Here is a 17,736-nt window from a genome sequence, read left to right as displayed (position 1 = left end):
TTTGCGAATTGTTGTCTGCGGGTAAGAGTGGGAGCCGCAGATATTTGCCTGTCTGATGCTAATATAACATTATTCCCACTCAATAAGTCTCAATCACACATAAAGCAACAATTGTTAGCTTGGAGGAAGTATGTCAGCGAATCAGTGGATCGAAGTTTGTTCATTTGATGACCTAGAGGTCAACTGGGGTGAAGCTGCTCTGATTGATGGTCACCAGTACGCGATTTTCCGCACCCACGACGACCAGGTTTTCGCTGTTGATCACCAGGACCCCAAGTCTGGCTCGCTGGTCATTGCCCGCGGAATTACAGGGGAAAAGGCGGGGGAGCATACCGTCACTTCACCTCTCTATAAAGAGGTCTACAGTCTGGAAACCGGTGCGTGCGTCAGTGGAGCTGACTTTAGCTTGCCCGTCTACCCCGTCAAGGTTGAAGACGGAAAAGTTTACCTATCAACTATTCGTAAATAAAAGGCTTGTTAAATCAACTTTGACCTAAAGTAAATAAATCGCCCCGACTGTAAAACGGGGCGATTTTTTTGTGAAAGAAAACTTAGGTTAACTCTGACCTTTGTGTAATAGTCATTTAATACATAAGGGCAGTTTTAGCTCTTGCGGTCATGTTCGGCGAGGCTGGCACCTGCCACACCCCAATTTTCGCGCGGCACCTCATCGAGTATGACCCAGACCGAGCTTTCCTGGGTGCCCAGCACTCGGGCGGTGGTCTTGGTGAGCTCTGCAATCAGCTCGGCTTTCTTTTCTTCGTTCTGAACCGATGCGTAGCTGACCTTAAGTAGGGGCATGGTGGGCTTCCTTTCGTAGACTGATATAGACCCATTGTTTCATTGGAAGGCTCCCCGTGCTCCCTTTTACTCTGCAGTGTGAAAATCGCCCGGTGCTGGTGGTAGGTGGTGGGCAGGTGGCTGCCAGAAGATGCCGGGGTTTGGTCGAGGCGGGGGCGCTGGTTACCGTAGTGGCCCCTGAGCTTTCCCCCGGCGTCCTTGCACTGGCTCAGGCCGGGAGGCTGACCTGGGTGCAGCGAGGTTTTTCAGTAAAAGATGTGGACGCCGCCTGGCTCGTGTTTGCCTTGACGGACAGTGTCACTGTGCAGGCTGAGGTGGCGAAGGCGTGCGAGGCAAAGAAAACCTGGTGCTCTGTAGGCGGGCAGCCTGCCCTCAGTTCTTTCTGGTCTATGGCGCATACGGAGCACGAGGGTGTGACCGTGGCGGTCTCTGCTGGCGGGCGACCCCGCCTGGCTAAGCGCCTGAAGGAAAAGGCGGGGGAGTGGCTGCGAGCGCAGAGTACAGAAATCGAGGGTGGCTAATCCCCACTAAACCAAGATTCAAGAATTGTAATTCGAGCCCAGTCCGTCACACTCTTCACCTGGATGAGGCCCCTATATAGGGGTGAATAACGCAGGCTCACACAATATCTTGTCTCACACCGGTGTAACTTCCCCTCATCAGTCGCTAACGCCCGGCTCCCTACCCAAAAGACCGTTAGACACTAGCGCTCAACCGTCATAAACTAGGAACAGTTGCAAAGACCCGGCTATCACCGGCGAGCAATCTGGAAGAACAGGTTATACCTGCATACCCCCGTATTCGTTGCGACGAGGGGAGTGCGCGGAATAGATGTAACCCCAGTAGAACCAGACGGGTAGGCCCGAAATAGCTGTCATGAAGCGACTGATAACCGTTTCGGTACTGCGCCGGTCACCACCCTAGTGTGATGACCGGCGCAGCCCTACACCTGCTGGCTCCTGCGCTGGCGGTGAGGGCGTATCGAAACGGTTACTTCAGTAAGCAAGGTGGTACCGCGCCACACAACCCACTGCCTCGGCAGTAAAGGTTGATGCAGCGTCCTTGCACCCGAGAAGATTTGTTAATCATCCAACGAACAGGGCGCACCATGACTAACCAGCCTGTCTACCCCAAGGCAAGTGCCACCAACGCTTTCGGCGTTGCTTCTTCACCCAACTTCCCGCACCTCGAAGAAGCTGTGCTGGAGTACTGGAAGAAGGACGGCACCTTCCAAGCCTCCATTGACAACCGTAACGCCGGTGAGAACGGTGCTAACGAATTCGTTTTCAATGATGGCCCTCCCTTCGCTAATGGCCTGCCCCACTACGGTCACCTGCTCACCGGCTACGTCAAAGACCTGGTCGCCCGTTACCAGACCCAGCGCGGACATAAGGTAGAGCGCCGCTTCGGTTGGGATACCCACGGTCTGCCCGCTGAGCTAGAAGCCATGAAGCAGCTGGGCATGACTGATAAGCAGCAGATTATCGAGATGGGCATCGACAACTTCAACGACGCTGCCCGCGAATCCGTGCTCAAGTACACCAAGGAATGGGAAGAGTACGTTACTCGCCAGGCACGCTGGGTAGACTTCGAGAACGACTACAAGACTCTGAACGTGGAGTACATGGAGTCGGTCATCTGGGCCTTCAAGCAGCTGCACGATAAGGGGATGACCTATGAGGGCTTCCGCGTGCTGCCTTACTGCTGGAAGGACGAAACCCCACTCTCAAACCACGAGCTGCGTATGGATGATGATGTGTACAAGGATCGTCAGGACCCTTCAGTCACCGTAGCCTTCACCATCACCGCCGATGATTCACTGGCCAAACACAAGGACATTGCAGCACAGCTGGTCGGTGCTGAAGCGCTCGCTTGGACCACCACCCCCTGGACCCTGCCCACCAACGAGGCGCTGGCAGTCGGCCCCGAGGTTGAATACTCGCTGGTGGCTGCCGCCGGTGATTTTGCTGGACGCAAGTTCCTCATTGCCACTGACCTGTTGGGTTCCTACGCCAAGGATCTGGGCTTCGAAACCGCCGAAGAAGCTGCCGAAGCCGTTACCGCCACCTACACCGGCGCCCAGCTAGAGGGTGTGCGCTACGCACCCCTGTGGGACTACTTCACCGACGCTGAGAAGTTTGGCACCGGTTCAGCCTGGCAGATTCTGGTCGCTGATTACGTCACCACCACCGACGGTACCGGTTTGGTCCACCAGGCACCCGCCTACGGTGAGGACGACCAGAAGGTCTGCGAGGGCTACGGCATCCCCGTCATCCTTTCCATCGACGAAGGCGCTAAGTTCCTGGACTACTTTGCCGATGAGTCCCTGGCTGAGGGCGCACCCCTGCGCGAGATCGCCGGCGTGCAGATTTTCGACGCCAACCGCACCATCATCAAGGCCCTGCAGGCAGACGGCACCCTGATCCGCGAGAAGTCCTACGTGCACAGCTACCCCCACTGCTGGCGCTGCCGCACCCCGCTGGTCTACCGCGCCATCACCTCCTGGTATGTGCGCGTCACCGACTTCAAGGGCCGTATGAGCGAGCTCAACGAGGACATCAACTGGATCCCCGAGAACGTCAAGCACGGCCAGTTCGGTAAGTGGGTAGATAACGCCCGCGACTGGTCAATCTCTCGCAACCGCTTCTGGGGCTCACCCATCCCGGTCTGGGTATCGGACGACCCCAACTACCCCCGCACCGACGTCTACGGCTCCCTGGCTGAGCTAGAAGCCGACTTCGGTCGCCTGCCCCTGAACAAGGACGGCGAGGTGGACCTGCACCGCCCCTACATCGACGAGCTGACCCGCCCCAACCCGTCCGACCCCACCGGCAAATCAACCATGCGCCGCGTGGAAGACGTACTGGACGTCTGGTTCGACTCCGGTTCAATGCCCTTTGCTCAGTTCCACTACCCCTTTGAAAACAAGGAATGGTTCGAGGCTCACTACCCGGCAGACTTCATCGTGGAGTACATCGGCCAGACCCGCGGCTGGTTCTACACCATGCACATCCTGGCAACCGCCCTCTTTGACCGCACCGCTTTTGAGAACGTGATTGCCCACGGCATCGTGCTGGGTTCTGACGGCCAGAAAATGTCTAAGTCCTTGCGCAACTACCCGGATGTCTCCGAGGTGCTGGACCGCGATGGTTCAGACGCCATGCGCTGGTTCCTCATGTCTTCACCCATCCTGCGCGGCGGCAACCTGATTGTCACCGAACAGGGTATCCGCGAAGGCGTCCGCCAGGTCATGCTACCCCTGTGGAACGTCTACCACTTCTTCGCCCTCTACACCAACGCTGCTAACGGCGGAGCTGGCTACGAGGCAAAGCTTGTTTCTGACGCTGAGCACGTGATGGATCGCTTCATCCTGGGCAAAACCCGCCAGCTGGTTGCCGATATCATCGAGGCAATGGACGCCTACGACGTCTCAGCTGCCTGCGATCTGCTCCGTCAGTACACTGATGCGCTAACCAACTGGTACGTACGCCGCTCCCGCGAGCGCTTCTTCGACGAAGACACCGCGGCATTTGACGTGCTGTATACCGCCCTGGAAACCTTCGTGCGTCTGGCTGCACCCCTCTTGCCCCTGACCGCTGAAGAAATTTACCGCGGTCTGACCGGTGAGCGTTCGGTACACCTGACTGACCTGCCCAGCGTTGATGACTTCAAGGATGAATCAGAGCTTATCGCCCTGATGGAAACCACCCGTGGTGTGGCCTCTGCCGGTTCAGCGCTGCGTAAGGCTAACAAGCTGCGTGTGCGTCAGCCGCTAGCGTCCCTTACCGTTGCTGTTGCGGGCGGTAAGGAGCTGGCTGGAACTTTCGAGAGCATCATCGCAGACGAACTCAACATCAAGGCTGTTGAACTGCTGGACGCCGCTGAGGTGAGCCCCGCTGACTTCGGTATTTCTCAGCAGCTCAAGGTCAACGCTCGTGCAGCTGGCCCCCGTCTGGGCAAGCAGGTCCAGGTTGCCATCAAGTCCTCCAAGAGCGGTGACTGGCAGGTTCTTGAAGACGGCACCGTAGTGGTTGGTGCCGACAAGATGGCGCTTGAAGCTGGCGAATACGAGCTTGAGACTGTCGTCGCTAAGACCGAAGAGTCAGCAGACCGTGCTGTTTCAGTTCTTCCCGGTGGTGGCTTCCTGGTGCTGAACACCGCTCTGACCGATGAGCTGATTGCTGAAGGCACCGCTCGCGATGCTATCCGCGCTATCCAGCAGGAACGTAAGGACAGCGGACTGAACGTCTCAGACCGCATCGATCTGACCCTTGCCGCTCCTGCAGAGACCCTGTCAGCTGTTAAGGCTCATGAGGCTCTGGTGACCGGTGAAACTCTGGCGCAGAGCGTGACCTACACCGAAGCCGACCAGCTGACCATCACCGTAAAGAAGGCCTAATGCCCAACGACACCATGGACTTCGATTCCGTGTTTGGCCAAACCCCCGCCGAGGCCGTCGCTTACCAGGCGGACGCCCTCGGCGTGGCTAGGGTCTACGCAGACCTGCTGGCCCGCGCACCCGAAAACAAGATGGCACCTCGCTTAGATGCCATGCGCCGTGCCGTTGAAATCCTGGGTTCACCTGAAAAGTCAGCCCCGGTTATTCACATCACCGGCACCAACGGAAAAACCTCCACCGCCCGTATGATTGAGCGTCTGCTCATGGCGCACGACATCCGCACCGGGCGCTACACCAGCCCCCACCTCTCCAAGGTCACTGAACGCATCAGCATCGACGGTGAGCCGGTTGCTGACACCACCTTTGTTCGGATTTGGGACGAAATCGCCCCCTACCTGGCTATCGTGGACGCTGAGCTTGAGGCAGATGGGCAACCCCGCATCACCTACTTCGAGGCTGTAACCATCCTGGCCTTCGCCATCTTTGCCGATGAACCAGTGGATGTCATGGTGCTTGAGGTAGGCATCGGCGGCAGCTGGGACGCCACCAACGTCGCCGACGCGACCGTCTCGGTCATCACCCCCATCGGGCTGGACCACACCGACATGCTGGGGGAGACTCTGGCAGAAATTGCCGGTGAAAAGTCAGGCATCATCAAACCCGGCAGCTTCTTGGTCTCAGCAGCCCAAGAGCCAGAAGCCGCACAGGTCCTACTTGAAGCCGCCCGCGATAACAACGCTGACTACCGCTTTGAAGGCGTCGAATTCGGAACCGTCGAACGCACCGCCGGCGTTGGTGGGCAGCTACTGACCATTCAAGGATTGGCACAGCGTTACGAAGACATCGCTTTGCCCCTCTTTGGTGAGCACCAGGGCCAGAACGCCGCTGTAGCGCTCGCCGCTGTTGAAGCTTTCCTGGGCGGCGGTGAGAAGGAACTTTCAGAAGACCTCGTCAAGCAGGCCTTTGGAAGTGTCACCTCGCCGGGGCGCCTTGAGGTGGTTGCCACCGAACCGGTGGTCGTAGTGGACGCCGCCCATAATCCTCACGGGGTTCGAGCCAGTGCCGCTGCCTTCAAGGAATCCTTTGCTCTGGAAGAGCTGCACCTGGTGGTTGGGATTCTGGGTGAAAAAGACGCCGCCGAAATCTTTAGCGTCCTACGCCAGAGCTACATCGATACCACCGAATACAGGGTCAAACTGCACCTCACCGCCTCAGATTCGCCGCGCGCCATTGCACCGGCAACCCTGCAAGGGCTGGCACTCGATGCAGGTTTTGACGAAGATGACCTTGAGACCTACGAGAACATTCCCGACGCTGTCTCTGCCGCTCTTACGGCTGCAGCGGACGTCCCCAACCTCAACTCAGCAGTGCTCATCACCGGCTCCATCACGGTCATCGGCGAAGCCCGCACCTTGCTGGGGCTCTAGGAGAACCATGGCTAAAATGACACGAGCCCAGCGCGAATGGCGCCCCGGGCAAAAGAAACCGGTACGCTCCATCAAGGTCATGTTCACCTCCATGGTGCTGTCCCTTGAAGCCCTGGTAGCTTTCTTCGCTACCCTCGCCATCTTCGGGCATAACTTCAACGAACCTACCAGCACCAAAATCCTGATTTGGGCGCTGGGGCTCTTGCTGGTGGTAGCCTTCATTGCCACCCCTGCTTTCCTGAAGAAGGGCTGGGGCTACACATTTGGCTACGTGCTCCAGGTGCTGCTGCTCCTGGTTGGTTTCGCTCTGCCCTCCATGTTCTTCGTGGGCGCAGCCTTTGCTATCGCCTACTGTTTCGCGGTAACCCGTGGGGCCCGTCTGGACGCCGAAAACGTCGTACGTGCCAAAGAGCAAGCAGAGTGGGAAAAGGCTAACCCCCTCTAAGCGGCAATGCTTCTCACCAGACAAACCGCCCGGTAAAGTGGGGTAAGACCACCAAACCTTAGAACGGGGACATCAATGACCGAACGCACCCTTATCCTTGTGAAGCCCGACGCCGTTGAGCGCAACCTCACCGGCGCCATCCTGGCTCGCTTTGAAACCAAGGGTTACAAGCTCTCAGCCCTTTCCTACGTGGAGCCCTCCCGCGAAACCCTGGCAGCTCACTATGCTGAGCACGAGGGTAAGCCCTTCTACGAGCCGCTGATCGAATTCATGTCCTCCGGCCCTATCGTTGCCGCGGTCTTCGAAGGCGAGCGCGTGATTGAGGGCGCCCGCACCATCATGGGCCCCTCAGACCCCACCGTGGCTCCGGCAGGCACCATTCGCGGTGACTTTGGTCGTGACTGGGGCGAGAAGGTGCAGAAGAACCTGGTGCACGGTTCTGACTCGGTTGAATCAGCAGAGCGCGAGATTGCTATCTGGTTCGCCTAACATCAGGCATAAAAATGGGGCCCTCACCGGTTGGTGAGGGCCCCATTTCTGATTCTTAGAACATGTTGACGATGATGTCGAAGAATCGAATGACGATGATGCCGTAGGCCAGGATGTAGAGCAACACGATGGTGAACCAGGACCAGTTGGGGGCAGCTTCACGCGCTGACTGGGGAAGGTTGAAGACACCGGCGCTGATATTGCGGGCGGTTACCTTAACGAAGATAGGAATCTGCATCATCCAAACAATCATGCAGAAAAGGCAAAGAGCATTGATCTGGAAGGTCGTTTGGTACCAGAGCCAGAATACAAAGGCTAGAGCGAGGCCATGGCCAATGTTCATAGCAATCCAGTACCAGCGGCTAAAGCGGGCACCGGCAATCAGGGCCGTGGCGATGGTGATGGTAATGGCGTAGCCGGCAATACCGATGAATGGATTGGGGAAGCCAAAGAGTTCAGCTTGCTCGGTGCGCATGACGGTGCCGCAGTTGAGCAGGGCGTTGACATCGCAAATGGACTTGTGGCCGGCGTCCATAAAAATTTGAAGACGCTCATAGACCAGCATGGAGGCTGCTCCGAAGGCAATAATGCCGCTGATCAGTGTAAACCAGCCCAGTCTTCGGTCAGCTGCTGGGTTGGTGTAGCCTGTCTCGAGTGTTGCATTAGCCTCTAGTGAAGACACAGAACGTCCTTAGGATTGCGGAATTGTTTGTACCCCATAGTACGGGCAAGCAGCTGGCGAGGGGCCCTGCTGAGCTAAAAATTGTGTTTTCTTTAGCAAGTTCACAGAATCAGGTAGGTGCGCTCCCACAATGTTAGGTCAGAGAACTTTCATGCTGAAATAGTTTCTTTGCGTGCGCCCTGATGGAGGTGCTGGTGTGAAAAGGCCCTTGCTGTGAGAGAATGGTAAGCGGCAGCTATCCGCCCGCACGCGGAAGGGCTGCCCAGCGTATTCCCCGAACGAGTTCATGCACCGCCACAGGGACCTGTGGTGAAGATGGATTCACGCACAAGACTGGCACGCGACGTGTTGGCTCGGGCGAGATGCGCTGGCCCGGTATTTTCGGTATGGAGCAGAAGCCTACACCCCTACTGAATACTCGCAGAGAAGCTCGAGAACACCGGGTAGCAAGGTTTTCGGTGAACCCTCTGCACTGTCAGGGGGGATTACCGACGAGAAGAACCAGCCCGCGGTGCGGCTAGCGGCACACCGAATTTAAAGGAGAAACTGCAGCACATGACGAGTGAAAATACAGAGGGCGCTTTGGCCCCTGAAAACGACGATAACCAGCCTCAACAGACCGCTCAGCCAGATGAAGCTCAGCAGGACCAAGCTGCGGCTGAGACCGAAGTAGCTAGCAGCCAGGCAGATGAGAAGAACACCGAAGAGACTTCTGCTGAAGAGGGCGCACTAGAACCTGCCGCCGAAGAAACCGCAACTGAGAAAACCCAGCGCGAGCTACTTGAAGAAGAACTTGCTCAGCTCACCAAAGCAGCCAGCACCTCGTCTCTGCTTTTCCATGCTCCTGACATTGATGAGATTCTTGAAAAGGCACGTGCTGAACGTGAAGCCCGCCGCGCAGCAGAAGAAGCTGCCCGACGTGAGCGCCGCCTGGCAGACCTCGACCCCGAAATCACCTCCCACCGCCGCCGCCGTCGCCGCCGCGGCGATGCTGACCTCGAATTTGAGGGAGGCACTGAAGGTGACCCTGAGGATACCGTCGTCAAGGTGCGCGCCCCGCGCCTCTCCGATTCTCACAGCTCTAACCGGGTGACCGGTGTGCGCGGCTCAACTCGCCTGGAGGCCAAGCGCCTGCGCCGCCGCGAAACCCGCGCTACCGGACGCCGCCGTCAGGTCATTACCGAGGCAGAGTTTTTGGCGCGCCGTGAATCCGTTGACCGCCAGATGCTGGTACGCCAAAAGGATGACCGCATCCAGATTGGTGTGCTCGAAGACGGTGTTCTGGCTGAGCACTTTGTTTCAAAGACCCAGCAGGACTCACTGATTGGCAACGTTTACCTGGGCAAGGTACAGAACGTCCTGCCCTCCATGGAAGCTGCCTTTATCGACATTGGCCGCGGCCGCAACGCTGTGCTCTACGCAGGCGAGGTCAACTGGGATGCCACCGGCCTGGACGGCGCGCCCCGCAAGATTGAAAACGCCCTGAAAGCCGGCGACTCTGTGCTGGTTCAGGTCACCAAAGACCCTATCGGCCATAAGGGCGCCCGCCTGACCAGCCAGGTTTCTCTGCCTGGTCGCTACCTGGTGTACGTACCCGGTGGTTCCATGACCGGTATTTCCCGCAAATTGCCCGATGTTGAGCGCACCCGCCTCAAGCGTATTCTGAAGGACCGCCTACCCGAGGACGCCGGCGTTATCGTCCGCACTGCAGCCGAAGGTGCCAGCGAAGAAGAGCTGACCAACGACATCAACCGACTGCGTGTGCAGTGGGATGAAATCAAGGAAAAGAGCGAGAGCCGCAAGGTTCTTGCCCCCGAGATGCTCTACCAGGAGCCCGATCTAACCATCAAGACCGTGCGCGATGTCTTCAACGAAGACTTCACCTCCATGGTGGTTCAGGGGCAGGACGCCTGGGATTCGATTGAAGCGTATGTCACCTACGTGGCGCCTGACCTGGTAGACCGCCTTAAGCAGTGGGAAGAGGACGATGACCTCTTTGAGCACTACCGCATTGAAGAGCAGCTGCAGAAGGCACTGGACCGCAAGGTTTACCTGCCATCAGGCGGCTCACTGGTCATTGACCGTACCGAAGCGATGACGGTAGTGGACGTCAACACCGGTAAGTTCACCGGAAGCGGCGGAAACCTCGAAGAAACCGTCACCAAGAACAACCTAGAAGCTGCTGAAGAAATCGTGCGCCAGCTGCGCCTACGCGATATAGGTGGCATCATCGTGGTTGACTTCATCGATATGGTCTTGGAATCAAACCGCGAACTGGTTTTGCGTCGCCTGGTTGAATGCCTGGGCCGTGACCGTACCAAGCATCAGGTCGCTGAAGTGACCTCTTTGGGTCTGGTTCAGATGACCCGTAAGCGCATGGGCACCGGCCTGCTTGAGGTCTTCTCTGAACCCTGTGAGCACTGTGCTGGCCGAGGTCTTTTGGTGCAGGATCAGCCCCTTGAGGGCCGTACCGGTGGTGCCTCTGACTTCATCCACCGTGCTGACCGCGATGATCGCAAGCGCTACCGCAACCAGAAAGCTGTTGCCCACCATGACCTGGTGCATGAGGTAGAGGGTGGCGATGACCCCAAGAGCGAAGCCCGCCGGGCGGCTCTTGCCAACATCGTAGCTGCCACCCAGCACAGCGAGGAGGGCGATGACGCCGAGTCCCGCTCAGCCCGCAAGCGTAAGCGCCGCAAGCGCAACCGCCGTGCTGACTCAAATCAGGTTGAGGCTCAGAACAGTGAGCAGACCCTCAGCATCGGTGATGAGGTCATTGAACTACCTGTTGCCGACCGCGATGATTCCGCCGAAGGAACTTCGGGGGAGCAGGGAGCCTTCACCCTCGAATCTCTAGCCGCCGTCTTTGAACAGGGCGACGATGAAGAGACCGCCCGTGAGTCACGCGGTAATCGCCGGGGCGATGGTCAGTGCGGTGCTAAGAAGCCGCGCCGTGAGCGCACCCGCAACCGTGCTGATATTTCAGCGGATGATTTTGGTGCTAACTCAGATGCGTCAGTAGATGTTGATCCTGAAGCTGACTCACGTTTCACCCAGAACTCCAACCGTCTGGAAGCAATCCGTGCCGGCGAAGCTCGTGCGCGTGCTTCGCAGAAGGCTGGACGTGAGTACGACCGCGGTGATGATGAAAACGGCGAACAGCAGGATTCCCGCGGTGGCCGCGAGGAGCGTCCTAACCGTAATGATCGCTCTGCTCGTGGGGATCGTAATGAGCGTTCTTCAGGGTCTCGCGGTGAGCGCCGCCCCCGCCGTTCGTCCTCCGATTCAGGTGTTAAGTATGTGGCACCGGTTGAAATGGAAACTAGCCCTGCTCTCACCGGTGTAGCGACCCCGGGCAAGAAGGCTGAGGCTCCTGCAGCTGCTGAAACTCCGGCAGCCCGGGAACAGGCTCCCGCTGATACCAGTGCTCCTAAGAAGCGCCGTTCACGCCGAGCGGTGAGCTCGGGTGCCGGTTCTACTGAGGTGCGCACTGAAGAAGTAGCTGCGGCAACCGGTAGCTCGGTGACCGCTTCGGTCGCTGACGTTGCTCAAAAAGCAGCGACCACCGAGGACGCCCCGGTCATGTTGGGTGTGGGCGTGTCGGCTGCTGACATCAAGCGGGACGGCAAATAAGCCTTCTTCAACAGGCTAAAGCTCTAGGGCGGCACCCCGGCAAAAACCGGGGTGCCGCCCTCTCGTATGTGCCTAAGATCTGGGAGGGTATGAGCTATAACACGCCGCTTGACCGGGAATTAACGAGGCCCTTTGCTTGCCCCCAGAGCTAAGAACCCCGTACAGTAGATAGTCGGTGCTGTTTTCACAAGCAAACGTTAGCGTGAGAACAGTGGAATATTTTGAAAAAGGTATTCAGCCGCGACGTAAAAATAGGTTCGCCTCAAAAACTTATTCGGCAAACGATGGGGGACCATTCCCGCGTTTAGTCGCCGGGTCAGAAACACGCCCACCTTCGGGTAGAGCCCGGCACCTGTTTTTACACAATGTTAAAAAAGACGTCAAGAGAAGTGAGTTCCCAAGTGGCATACGCAATTGTTCGCGCTGGCGGCCGCCAGGAAAAGGTCTCCGTCGGAGATCTCGTTACCCTTGACCGCGTCGCTGGTGAGGCAGGAAGCACTATTGAGCTTCCCGTTCTCATGCTGGTAGACGGGGACAAGGTCACCGTAGATGCAAAGACCCTGGCTTCAGCCAAGGTCACCGCTGAAAAGATCGAGGACCTCCGTGGCCCCAAGATCGTTATTCAGAAGTACAAGAACAAGACCGGTTACAAGAAGCGTCAGGGCTTCCGCGCCGAACTTACCACCGTCAAGATCACTGCGATCAACGCGTAAGTTCCCGTAGACTAGTTCTAAATCACAACCGATTTCTTCTACATAAGGTAGGCATCAATGGCACATAAGAAGGGCGCAAGCTCCACCCGCAACGGCCGTGACTCAAACCCCCAGTACCTCGGTGTTAAGCGCTACGGCGGTCAGACCGTCAACGCAGGCGAAATCCTCGTCCGCCAGCGTGGCACCCACTTCCACCCCGGCAACAACGTTGGCCGCGGTGGGGACGACACCCTGTTCGCTCTTGCAGCAGGTCAGGTCGAATTTGGTACCCGTAAGGGCCGCAAGGTTGTTAACATCCTTGCAGCAGCTGAGTAAGTTTTTATAAACTCACGCATTTGAGAGGGCACCCGCGTTTAGGCGCGGGTGCCCTTCCTATTACTCCCCGCTCGGTCAGGTGTCACAGATACGTAGTGAGTCTCTACCTGTAGAATGGGGAACCAGATCTTATTTATTTCTCTAAGGAGCTTTTGTGGCTGATTTTGTTGACCGGGTTGTGCTTCATGTGACCGGTGGGCACGGTGGGCACGGCTGTGTGTCGGTTCGCCGTGAAAAGTTCAAACCCCTGGGTGGCCCCAATGGCGGCAACGGCGGTAAGGGCGGCGACGTCATCCTGCGCGTAGATGGGCAGACCACCACCCTGCTGGAATACCACCACAGCCCCCACCAGCACGCCACTAACGGCGATGTTGGCCGCGGCGATATGTCCCACGGCTTTAACGCCCCTGACCTGATTCTGCCGGTGCCGCAGGGCACCGTTGTGAAGGATAAGCAGGGCAATGTTCTTGCTGACCTGGTGCGTATCGGGGATGAGTACGTTGCTGCTGAGGGCGGTATTGGTGGTAAGGGCAACGCTGCCCTGGCATCCACTAAGCGCAAGGCCCCCGGTTTCGCTCTGCTGGGTATTCCCGGTGATGAAAACGATGTTGTGCTGGAGCTCAAGTCCATCGCGGACGTCGCGCTGGTGGGCTACCCCTCTGCCGGTAAGTCCTCTCTGATTGCGGCTATTTCAGCGGCTCGCCCCAAGATTGCTGACTACCCCTTCACCACCCTCATCCCTAACCTGGGTGTTATTCAGGCAGGCGATACTCGCTACACCGTGGCCGACGTGCCCGGTCTGATTGAGGGTGCATCTGAGGGGAAGGGTCTGGGCCACCGCTTCTTGCGCCACGTGGAGCGCTCGAGTGCCCTGGTGCACGTCATTGACTGCGCTACCCTGGAGCCCAACCGCGACCCTATCTCTGACTTTGACGTGATTCGCGGTGAGTTAGAGAACTATGAGGTGGACCCTACCGCCGGTGTCACCGTGCCCCTTAACGAGCGTCCGCAGCTAATCGTGCTCAACAAAATTGACGTTCCCGAGGCACGCGAATTGGCGGAATTCGTCAAGCCCATGTTTGAAGAGCGTGGGTTCAGAGTCTTTGAGGTGTCAACGGCTTCCCATGAGGGCCTCAAGCAGCTGACCTTTGCTATGGCACAGATTGTTGAAAAGGACCGTAAGGCCCAGCGAAAGGCACGCAAGAACACCATTGCCGCTGAGGACACCGTAGTGGTCAAGCCCAAGGGCTTCCGTTCCAAGAAGAAGCAGGAATTCATCATCCGCAAGGAAGAGCGTAACCTTGAGCCGCTGTTCCGCGTTATTGGTGAAAAGCCTGAACGCTGGATTAAGCAGACTGACTTCAACAACGATGAAGCGGTAGGCTACCTGGCTGACCGTCTCAACCGTCTGGGTGTTGAAGACCAGCTCTTCAAGGCTGGCGCTATCGCCGGCGATGCCGTCGTCATCGGCGAAGAGACTGACGCTGTAGTCTTCGACTGGGAACCCACGATGGTCGGCGGCGCCGAGCTGCTCTCAAGCCCGCGTGGTACCGACGTGCGCCTGGAAGAGCTGATTCGCCCCACCCGTGCTCAGCGTAAGGCTGAGTTCCACGAGCGTATGGACGCTAAGGCTGAAGCTCGCGCCGAGCTTGAAGCTGAGCGCGTTGCAGGTATCTGGACCGAGTCAGTGGAAGAGATGAAAGCCAGCCGTAAGGCCAAGGCTAAGGCAGAAAAGAAAGCTGAAACCGAGGCTGAGTAAGACCTAGCCTCAGTGTGAGCGTCTCATTGCCGCCTACCGGTATCAACCGGTAGGCGGCAATGTTGTATATTCGAAGGGTTGTTGCGGAAGAGCACAGGAAGAGAAGACAGTGGATATTAAGACCGCTTTCCAGGCCAGCGCTGAGGGGCGGGGTAAACACCGCCGTAGCCCCATTGTTGAGCGTGCAGATATGCCCAAGGCCCGGCGCATCGTGGTTAAGGTGGGCTCTTCTTCTCTGACCTCTATAGAGAATTCGCTGGATGAGCTGGCGATTGCCACCATCTCTGACGTGCTGGCCAAAAAGAAGCGTGAGCACCCCAGCATTGAACTGGTTTTTGTATCATCTGGCGCTATTGCTGCTGGTCTGGCGCCGCTGGGTCTTTCCCGGCGCCCTAAGGATCTAGCAACGCAGCAGGCTGCTGCCTCGGTGGGGCAATCCCTCTTGATGAGCCGCTATACCGATATTTTCAGCCGCTACGGGGTGACGGTATCCCAGGTGCTGCTGACCGCTGAGGACCTGATGGCCCGCGACCGCTACCAGAACGCCCACCGGCAGTTAGAGCGCCTTCTTGATCTGGGCGTCATGCCGATTATCAACGAAAACGATGCGGTGGCAACCCGCGAAATTCGCTTTGGCGATAACGATAGAATTGCAGCCCTGGTCGCTCACACGGTCAAGGCAGATGCGCTGGTGCTCCTTTCAGATGTAGATGCTCTCTACACTCGCCACCCCAACGACGGGGGAGAGCGAGTGAGCTCAGTGCGAGGCGAAGAGGATCTAGCCGGTATGGCTATTGGTTCGGTCGGTAGTGCCGGCGTTGGCTCTGGCGGTATGGTGACCAAGGTAAAAGCTGCCCAGGTGGCGGCGTCCTCGGGCATCCCGGCTCTGGTGACCAGCGCACCGAACGCGCGTGCCGCTTTTGCTGGTGAGGACGTAGGAACCTGGTTTTATTCGACCGGCGATCGCTCAACGGTTCAGAGCCTATGGTTGCAGCACCTTGCAGATATTGAAGGGACCATCTCAGTGGACGCCGGGGCGGCAGCTGCCCTGCGCCGCCGCCGCTCCCTGCTGGCAGCTGGTGTCACCGGTGTTGAGGGCAGCTTCGAGGGCGGTGGTGCAATCGCGATTACCGATGAAGAGGGCACTGTTATCGCCCATGCGCTCAGCTCCTACAGTGCGGGGGAGACCGCCCAAATGATTGGCCGCCACACCACCCAAATTCAGCTAGCAATGGGTGAGACCTATGACGGCACCGTGGCCCACGCCGACAACATTGTGGTATTGCCTTAACCCGCTGCCAGGTGTTGCAGGTAACATGGTGTGAAACAGTCTCCAGGAAAGAAGGTTACCGTGGCAGAGCAGCTTGAGGTCAACGAAGAAACCATGCAGAGCGTGGTGCATATGGCAGAGGACGCCCGCGTGGCTTCTTTGAAGCTAGGCCGTGCAGATAGCAATTGGAAGAACCGGGCTCTAGAAGCCGTGGCTGTTTCTTTGGAGAAGCACGCGGCAATTATTACGGAGCAAAACGCCCTGGATCTTGAACGCGAGCATGAGGCGGGCATGAGCCCTGCAATGCTGGATCGCCTAGCTTTGAACGAGCACCGGGTGGGCGAGCTTGCTGGGGCTCTGCGTGCCCTGATTGGTCTGCCTGACCCGGTGGGCGAGGTGATGCGCGGATCCACTCTGCCCAACGGTTTACGTATGCAACAGGTGCGGGTACCCCTGGGGGTCATCGGTGCAATCTATGAGGCGCGGCCCAACGTCACCGTCGATATAGCTGGGCTTGCTATTAAATCTGGTAACGCTGTGCTGCTGCGCGGTGGCAGCGCCGCTGAGAAAACCAACCAGGTCATTGTTCGCATTATTCGTGATGCCCTCTACGCCACCGGTCTGCCGATCGACTCTGTGCAATCGGTCGATGAATTTGGGCGTAAAGGCGCCAACGCACTCATGCTTGCTGCCGGTAAGATTGATGTTCTCATTCCCCGTGGTGGCCGAGGGCTAATTCAGTCAGTGGTGCAGAACTCCCGCGTGCCTGTGATTGAAACCGGTGAGGGGAATTGCCATATTTTTGTTGATAAGAGCGCAGATGAAAAGATGGCCGTTGAGATCCTTCTCAACGCCAAGACTCAGCGACCGGGCACCTGTAATACGGTGGAAACTCTGCTCCTAGCAAAGGGTGCACAGGCTGCCCCTGCCGTCCTCACAGCCCTTTCCCGTGCCGGTGTCACCCTGCACGTTGATGCTGATACCCGAGAAATACTGCCCGAAGGCGTAGAGGCTGTTGACGCTACCGAAGAGGACTGGAGCACCGAATACGGCTCACTCGATCTTGCCGTCAAAACGGTAGCTGGCCTTCCAGATGCGCGCCGCCACATTCGCACTTACTCCACCGGTCACTCCGAAGCCATTATCACCAATGACCTCGTCAATGCTGAGACTTTTGTGCGCGATGTTGATTCAGCGGCTGTCTATGTAAATGCCTCCACCCGTTTTACGGATGGCGGGCAGTTTGGCCTGGGCGCAGAGGTGGGGATCTCCACCCAGAAGTTGCACGCTCGGGGGCCTATGGGCCTCGAACAGCTCACCACCTCTAAATGGATTGTGCGCGGCGACGGGCACACCCGCTCCTAAAGCGCACACCAGCTAAAAAATTACGCTACCGGTGGGGCGCAACTACGCAAAAACCAAGCCCAACCGGTAGCATTAGATAAAACCCATACCGGCCCACCACCGGTGTGCCCACACACTGCACACCGATCGAAAGGTGCACACATGTTTGATACCCTCCTTGCCGCAGGCGCCAGCGTCCTTGCTTCAGAAGAGCACGGCGCGCACCAGCTTGAACTGTACGGTATTCCCACCTACTGGTTCGCTCTTTTCGGTTTCCTGTTCTTCGGCATCCTCTTCTTCATCACCATCTCCTTCTCAGGCCGTGGCGTAGTACGCCCCGAGCACGCCGCTGATCACCTCTCAGCTGAGGAAGAAGCCGCAATGCTTGACTACAAGAACAAGCACGGCCGCCACTAGTCAAATAATCTTTGAAACTGTCGGGGCGAATTACAGAAATAA

15 protein-coding genes are annotated in these 17,736 nt (G+C 57.7%); 13 read left to right on the top strand and 2 right to left on the bottom strand.

The features are described from left to right. Positions 1–130: 130 nt before the first annotated feature. Positions 131–469, top strand: a complete 339-nt coding sequence (gene nirD, locus L6990_RS10465; protein WP_237204070.1) for a nitrite reductase small subunit NirD — start codon at positions 131–133, stop codon at positions 467–469. Between the two features lie 134 nt (positions 470–603). Here nirD and L6990_RS10460 read toward each other — a convergent pair whose 3' ends face one another. Continuing rightward, positions 604–801, bottom strand: coding sequence for a tautomerase family protein (locus L6990_RS10460; RefSeq protein WP_237204069.1), 198 nt, complete (start codon positions 799–801; stop codon positions 604–606). A 56-nt stretch (positions 802–857) separates the two neighbouring features. Here L6990_RS10460 and L6990_RS10455 point away from each other — a divergent pair, with 56 nt between their 5' ends. From L6990_RS10455 to ndk, 5 genes are all read left to right on the top strand, one after another. Further along, positions 858–1,322 (top strand): precorrin-2 dehydrogenase/sirohydrochlorin ferrochelatase family protein, encoded by a 465-nt coding sequence (locus L6990_RS10455; protein WP_237204068.1) that lies wholly within the window; start codon positions 858–860, stop codon positions 1,320–1,322. A 587-nt stretch (positions 1,323–1,909) separates the two neighbouring features. Further along, positions 1,910–5,200, top strand: coding sequence for an isoleucine--tRNA ligase (ileS, locus tag L6990_RS10450; RefSeq protein WP_237204067.1), 3,291 nt, complete (start codon positions 1,910–1,912; stop codon positions 5,198–5,200). Continuing rightward, on the top strand, positions 5,200–6,627 hold the full coding sequence (locus L6990_RS10445; RefSeq protein ID WP_237204066.1) for a bifunctional folylpolyglutamate synthase/dihydrofolate synthase: 1,428 nt from the start codon (positions 5,200–5,202) through the stop codon (positions 6,625–6,627). The genes ileS and L6990_RS10445 overlap by 1 nt, the downstream gene beginning before the upstream one ends. A gap of 7 nt (positions 6,628–6,634) precedes the next feature. Continuing rightward, positions 6,635–7,072 carry a DUF4233 domain-containing protein gene (locus L6990_RS10440; RefSeq protein ID WP_237204065.1) on the top strand — a complete coding sequence of 146 codons (438 nt, stop codon included), beginning with the start codon at positions 6,635–6,637 and terminating at the stop codon, positions 7,070–7,072. A gap of 75 nt (positions 7,073–7,147) precedes the next feature. After that, complete coding sequence (ndk, locus tag L6990_RS10435) at positions 7,148–7,561, top strand: nucleoside-diphosphate kinase (RefSeq protein WP_237204064.1); 414 nt, start codon at positions 7,148–7,150, stop codon at positions 7,559–7,561. A gap of 55 nt (positions 7,562–7,616) precedes the next feature. Here the strand turns inward: ndk and L6990_RS10430 are convergent, their stop codons facing one another. Continuing rightward, complete coding sequence (locus tag L6990_RS10430) at positions 7,617–8,243, bottom strand: vitamin K epoxide reductase family protein (RefSeq protein ID WP_237204063.1); 627 nt, start codon at positions 8,241–8,243, stop codon at positions 7,617–7,619. 555 nt (positions 8,244–8,798) lie between these two features. On the opposite strand from L6990_RS10430, the gene L6990_RS10425 reads away from it, so the two are divergent. The 7 genes from L6990_RS10425 to L6990_RS10395 all read left to right on the top strand — a co-directional run bounded on the left by L6990_RS10425 (position 8,799) and on the right by L6990_RS10395 (position 17,694). Continuing rightward, a complete protein-coding gene (locus L6990_RS10425) occupies positions 8,799–11,876 on the top strand; it encodes an Rne/Rng family ribonuclease (protein WP_237204062.1) in 3,078 nt (1,025 codons plus the stop codon). 401 nt (positions 11,877–12,277) lie between these two features. After that, positions 12,278–12,589 (top strand): 50S ribosomal protein L21, encoded by a 312-nt coding sequence (gene rplU / locus L6990_RS10420; protein ID WP_237204061.1) that lies wholly within the window; start codon positions 12,278–12,280, stop codon positions 12,587–12,589. A 57-nt stretch (positions 12,590–12,646) separates the two neighbouring features. After that, a complete protein-coding gene (gene rpmA, locus L6990_RS10415; protein ID WP_237204060.1) occupies positions 12,647–12,904 on the top strand; it encodes a 50S ribosomal protein L27 in 258 nt (85 codons plus the stop codon). A gap of 154 nt (positions 12,905–13,058) precedes the next feature. After that, positions 13,059–14,663: a GTPase ObgE gene (obgE, locus tag L6990_RS10410; protein ID WP_237204059.1), complete on the top strand. Its 1,605-nt coding sequence runs from the start codon at positions 13,059–13,061 to the stop codon at positions 14,661–14,663. 190 nt (positions 14,664–14,853) lie between these two features. Then, positions 14,854–15,954 (top strand): glutamate 5-kinase, encoded by a 1,101-nt coding sequence (gene proB / locus L6990_RS10405; protein ID WP_237204142.1) that lies wholly within the window; start codon positions 14,854–14,856, stop codon positions 15,952–15,954. A 93-nt stretch (positions 15,955–16,047) separates the two neighbouring features. Continuing rightward, a complete protein-coding gene (locus tag L6990_RS10400; RefSeq protein WP_237204141.1) occupies positions 16,048–17,298 on the top strand; it encodes a glutamate-5-semialdehyde dehydrogenase in 1,251 nt (416 codons plus the stop codon). 141 nt (positions 17,299–17,439) lie between these two features. Next, the gene (locus L6990_RS10395; protein WP_237204058.1) at positions 17,440–17,694 is read left to right on the top strand and encodes a hypothetical protein; all 255 of its coding nucleotides are present in this window, start codon (positions 17,440–17,442) and stop codon (positions 17,692–17,694) included. The last annotated feature ends 42 nt before the right edge of the window (positions 17,695–17,736 follow it).

Source organism: Rothia endophytica (genome assembly GCF_928381505.1).
Lineage (GTDB): Bacteria > Actinomycetota > Actinomycetes > Actinomycetales > Micrococcaceae > Rothia > Rothia endophytica_A.
This window is presented reverse-complemented; position numbering and strand designations above follow the sequence as displayed.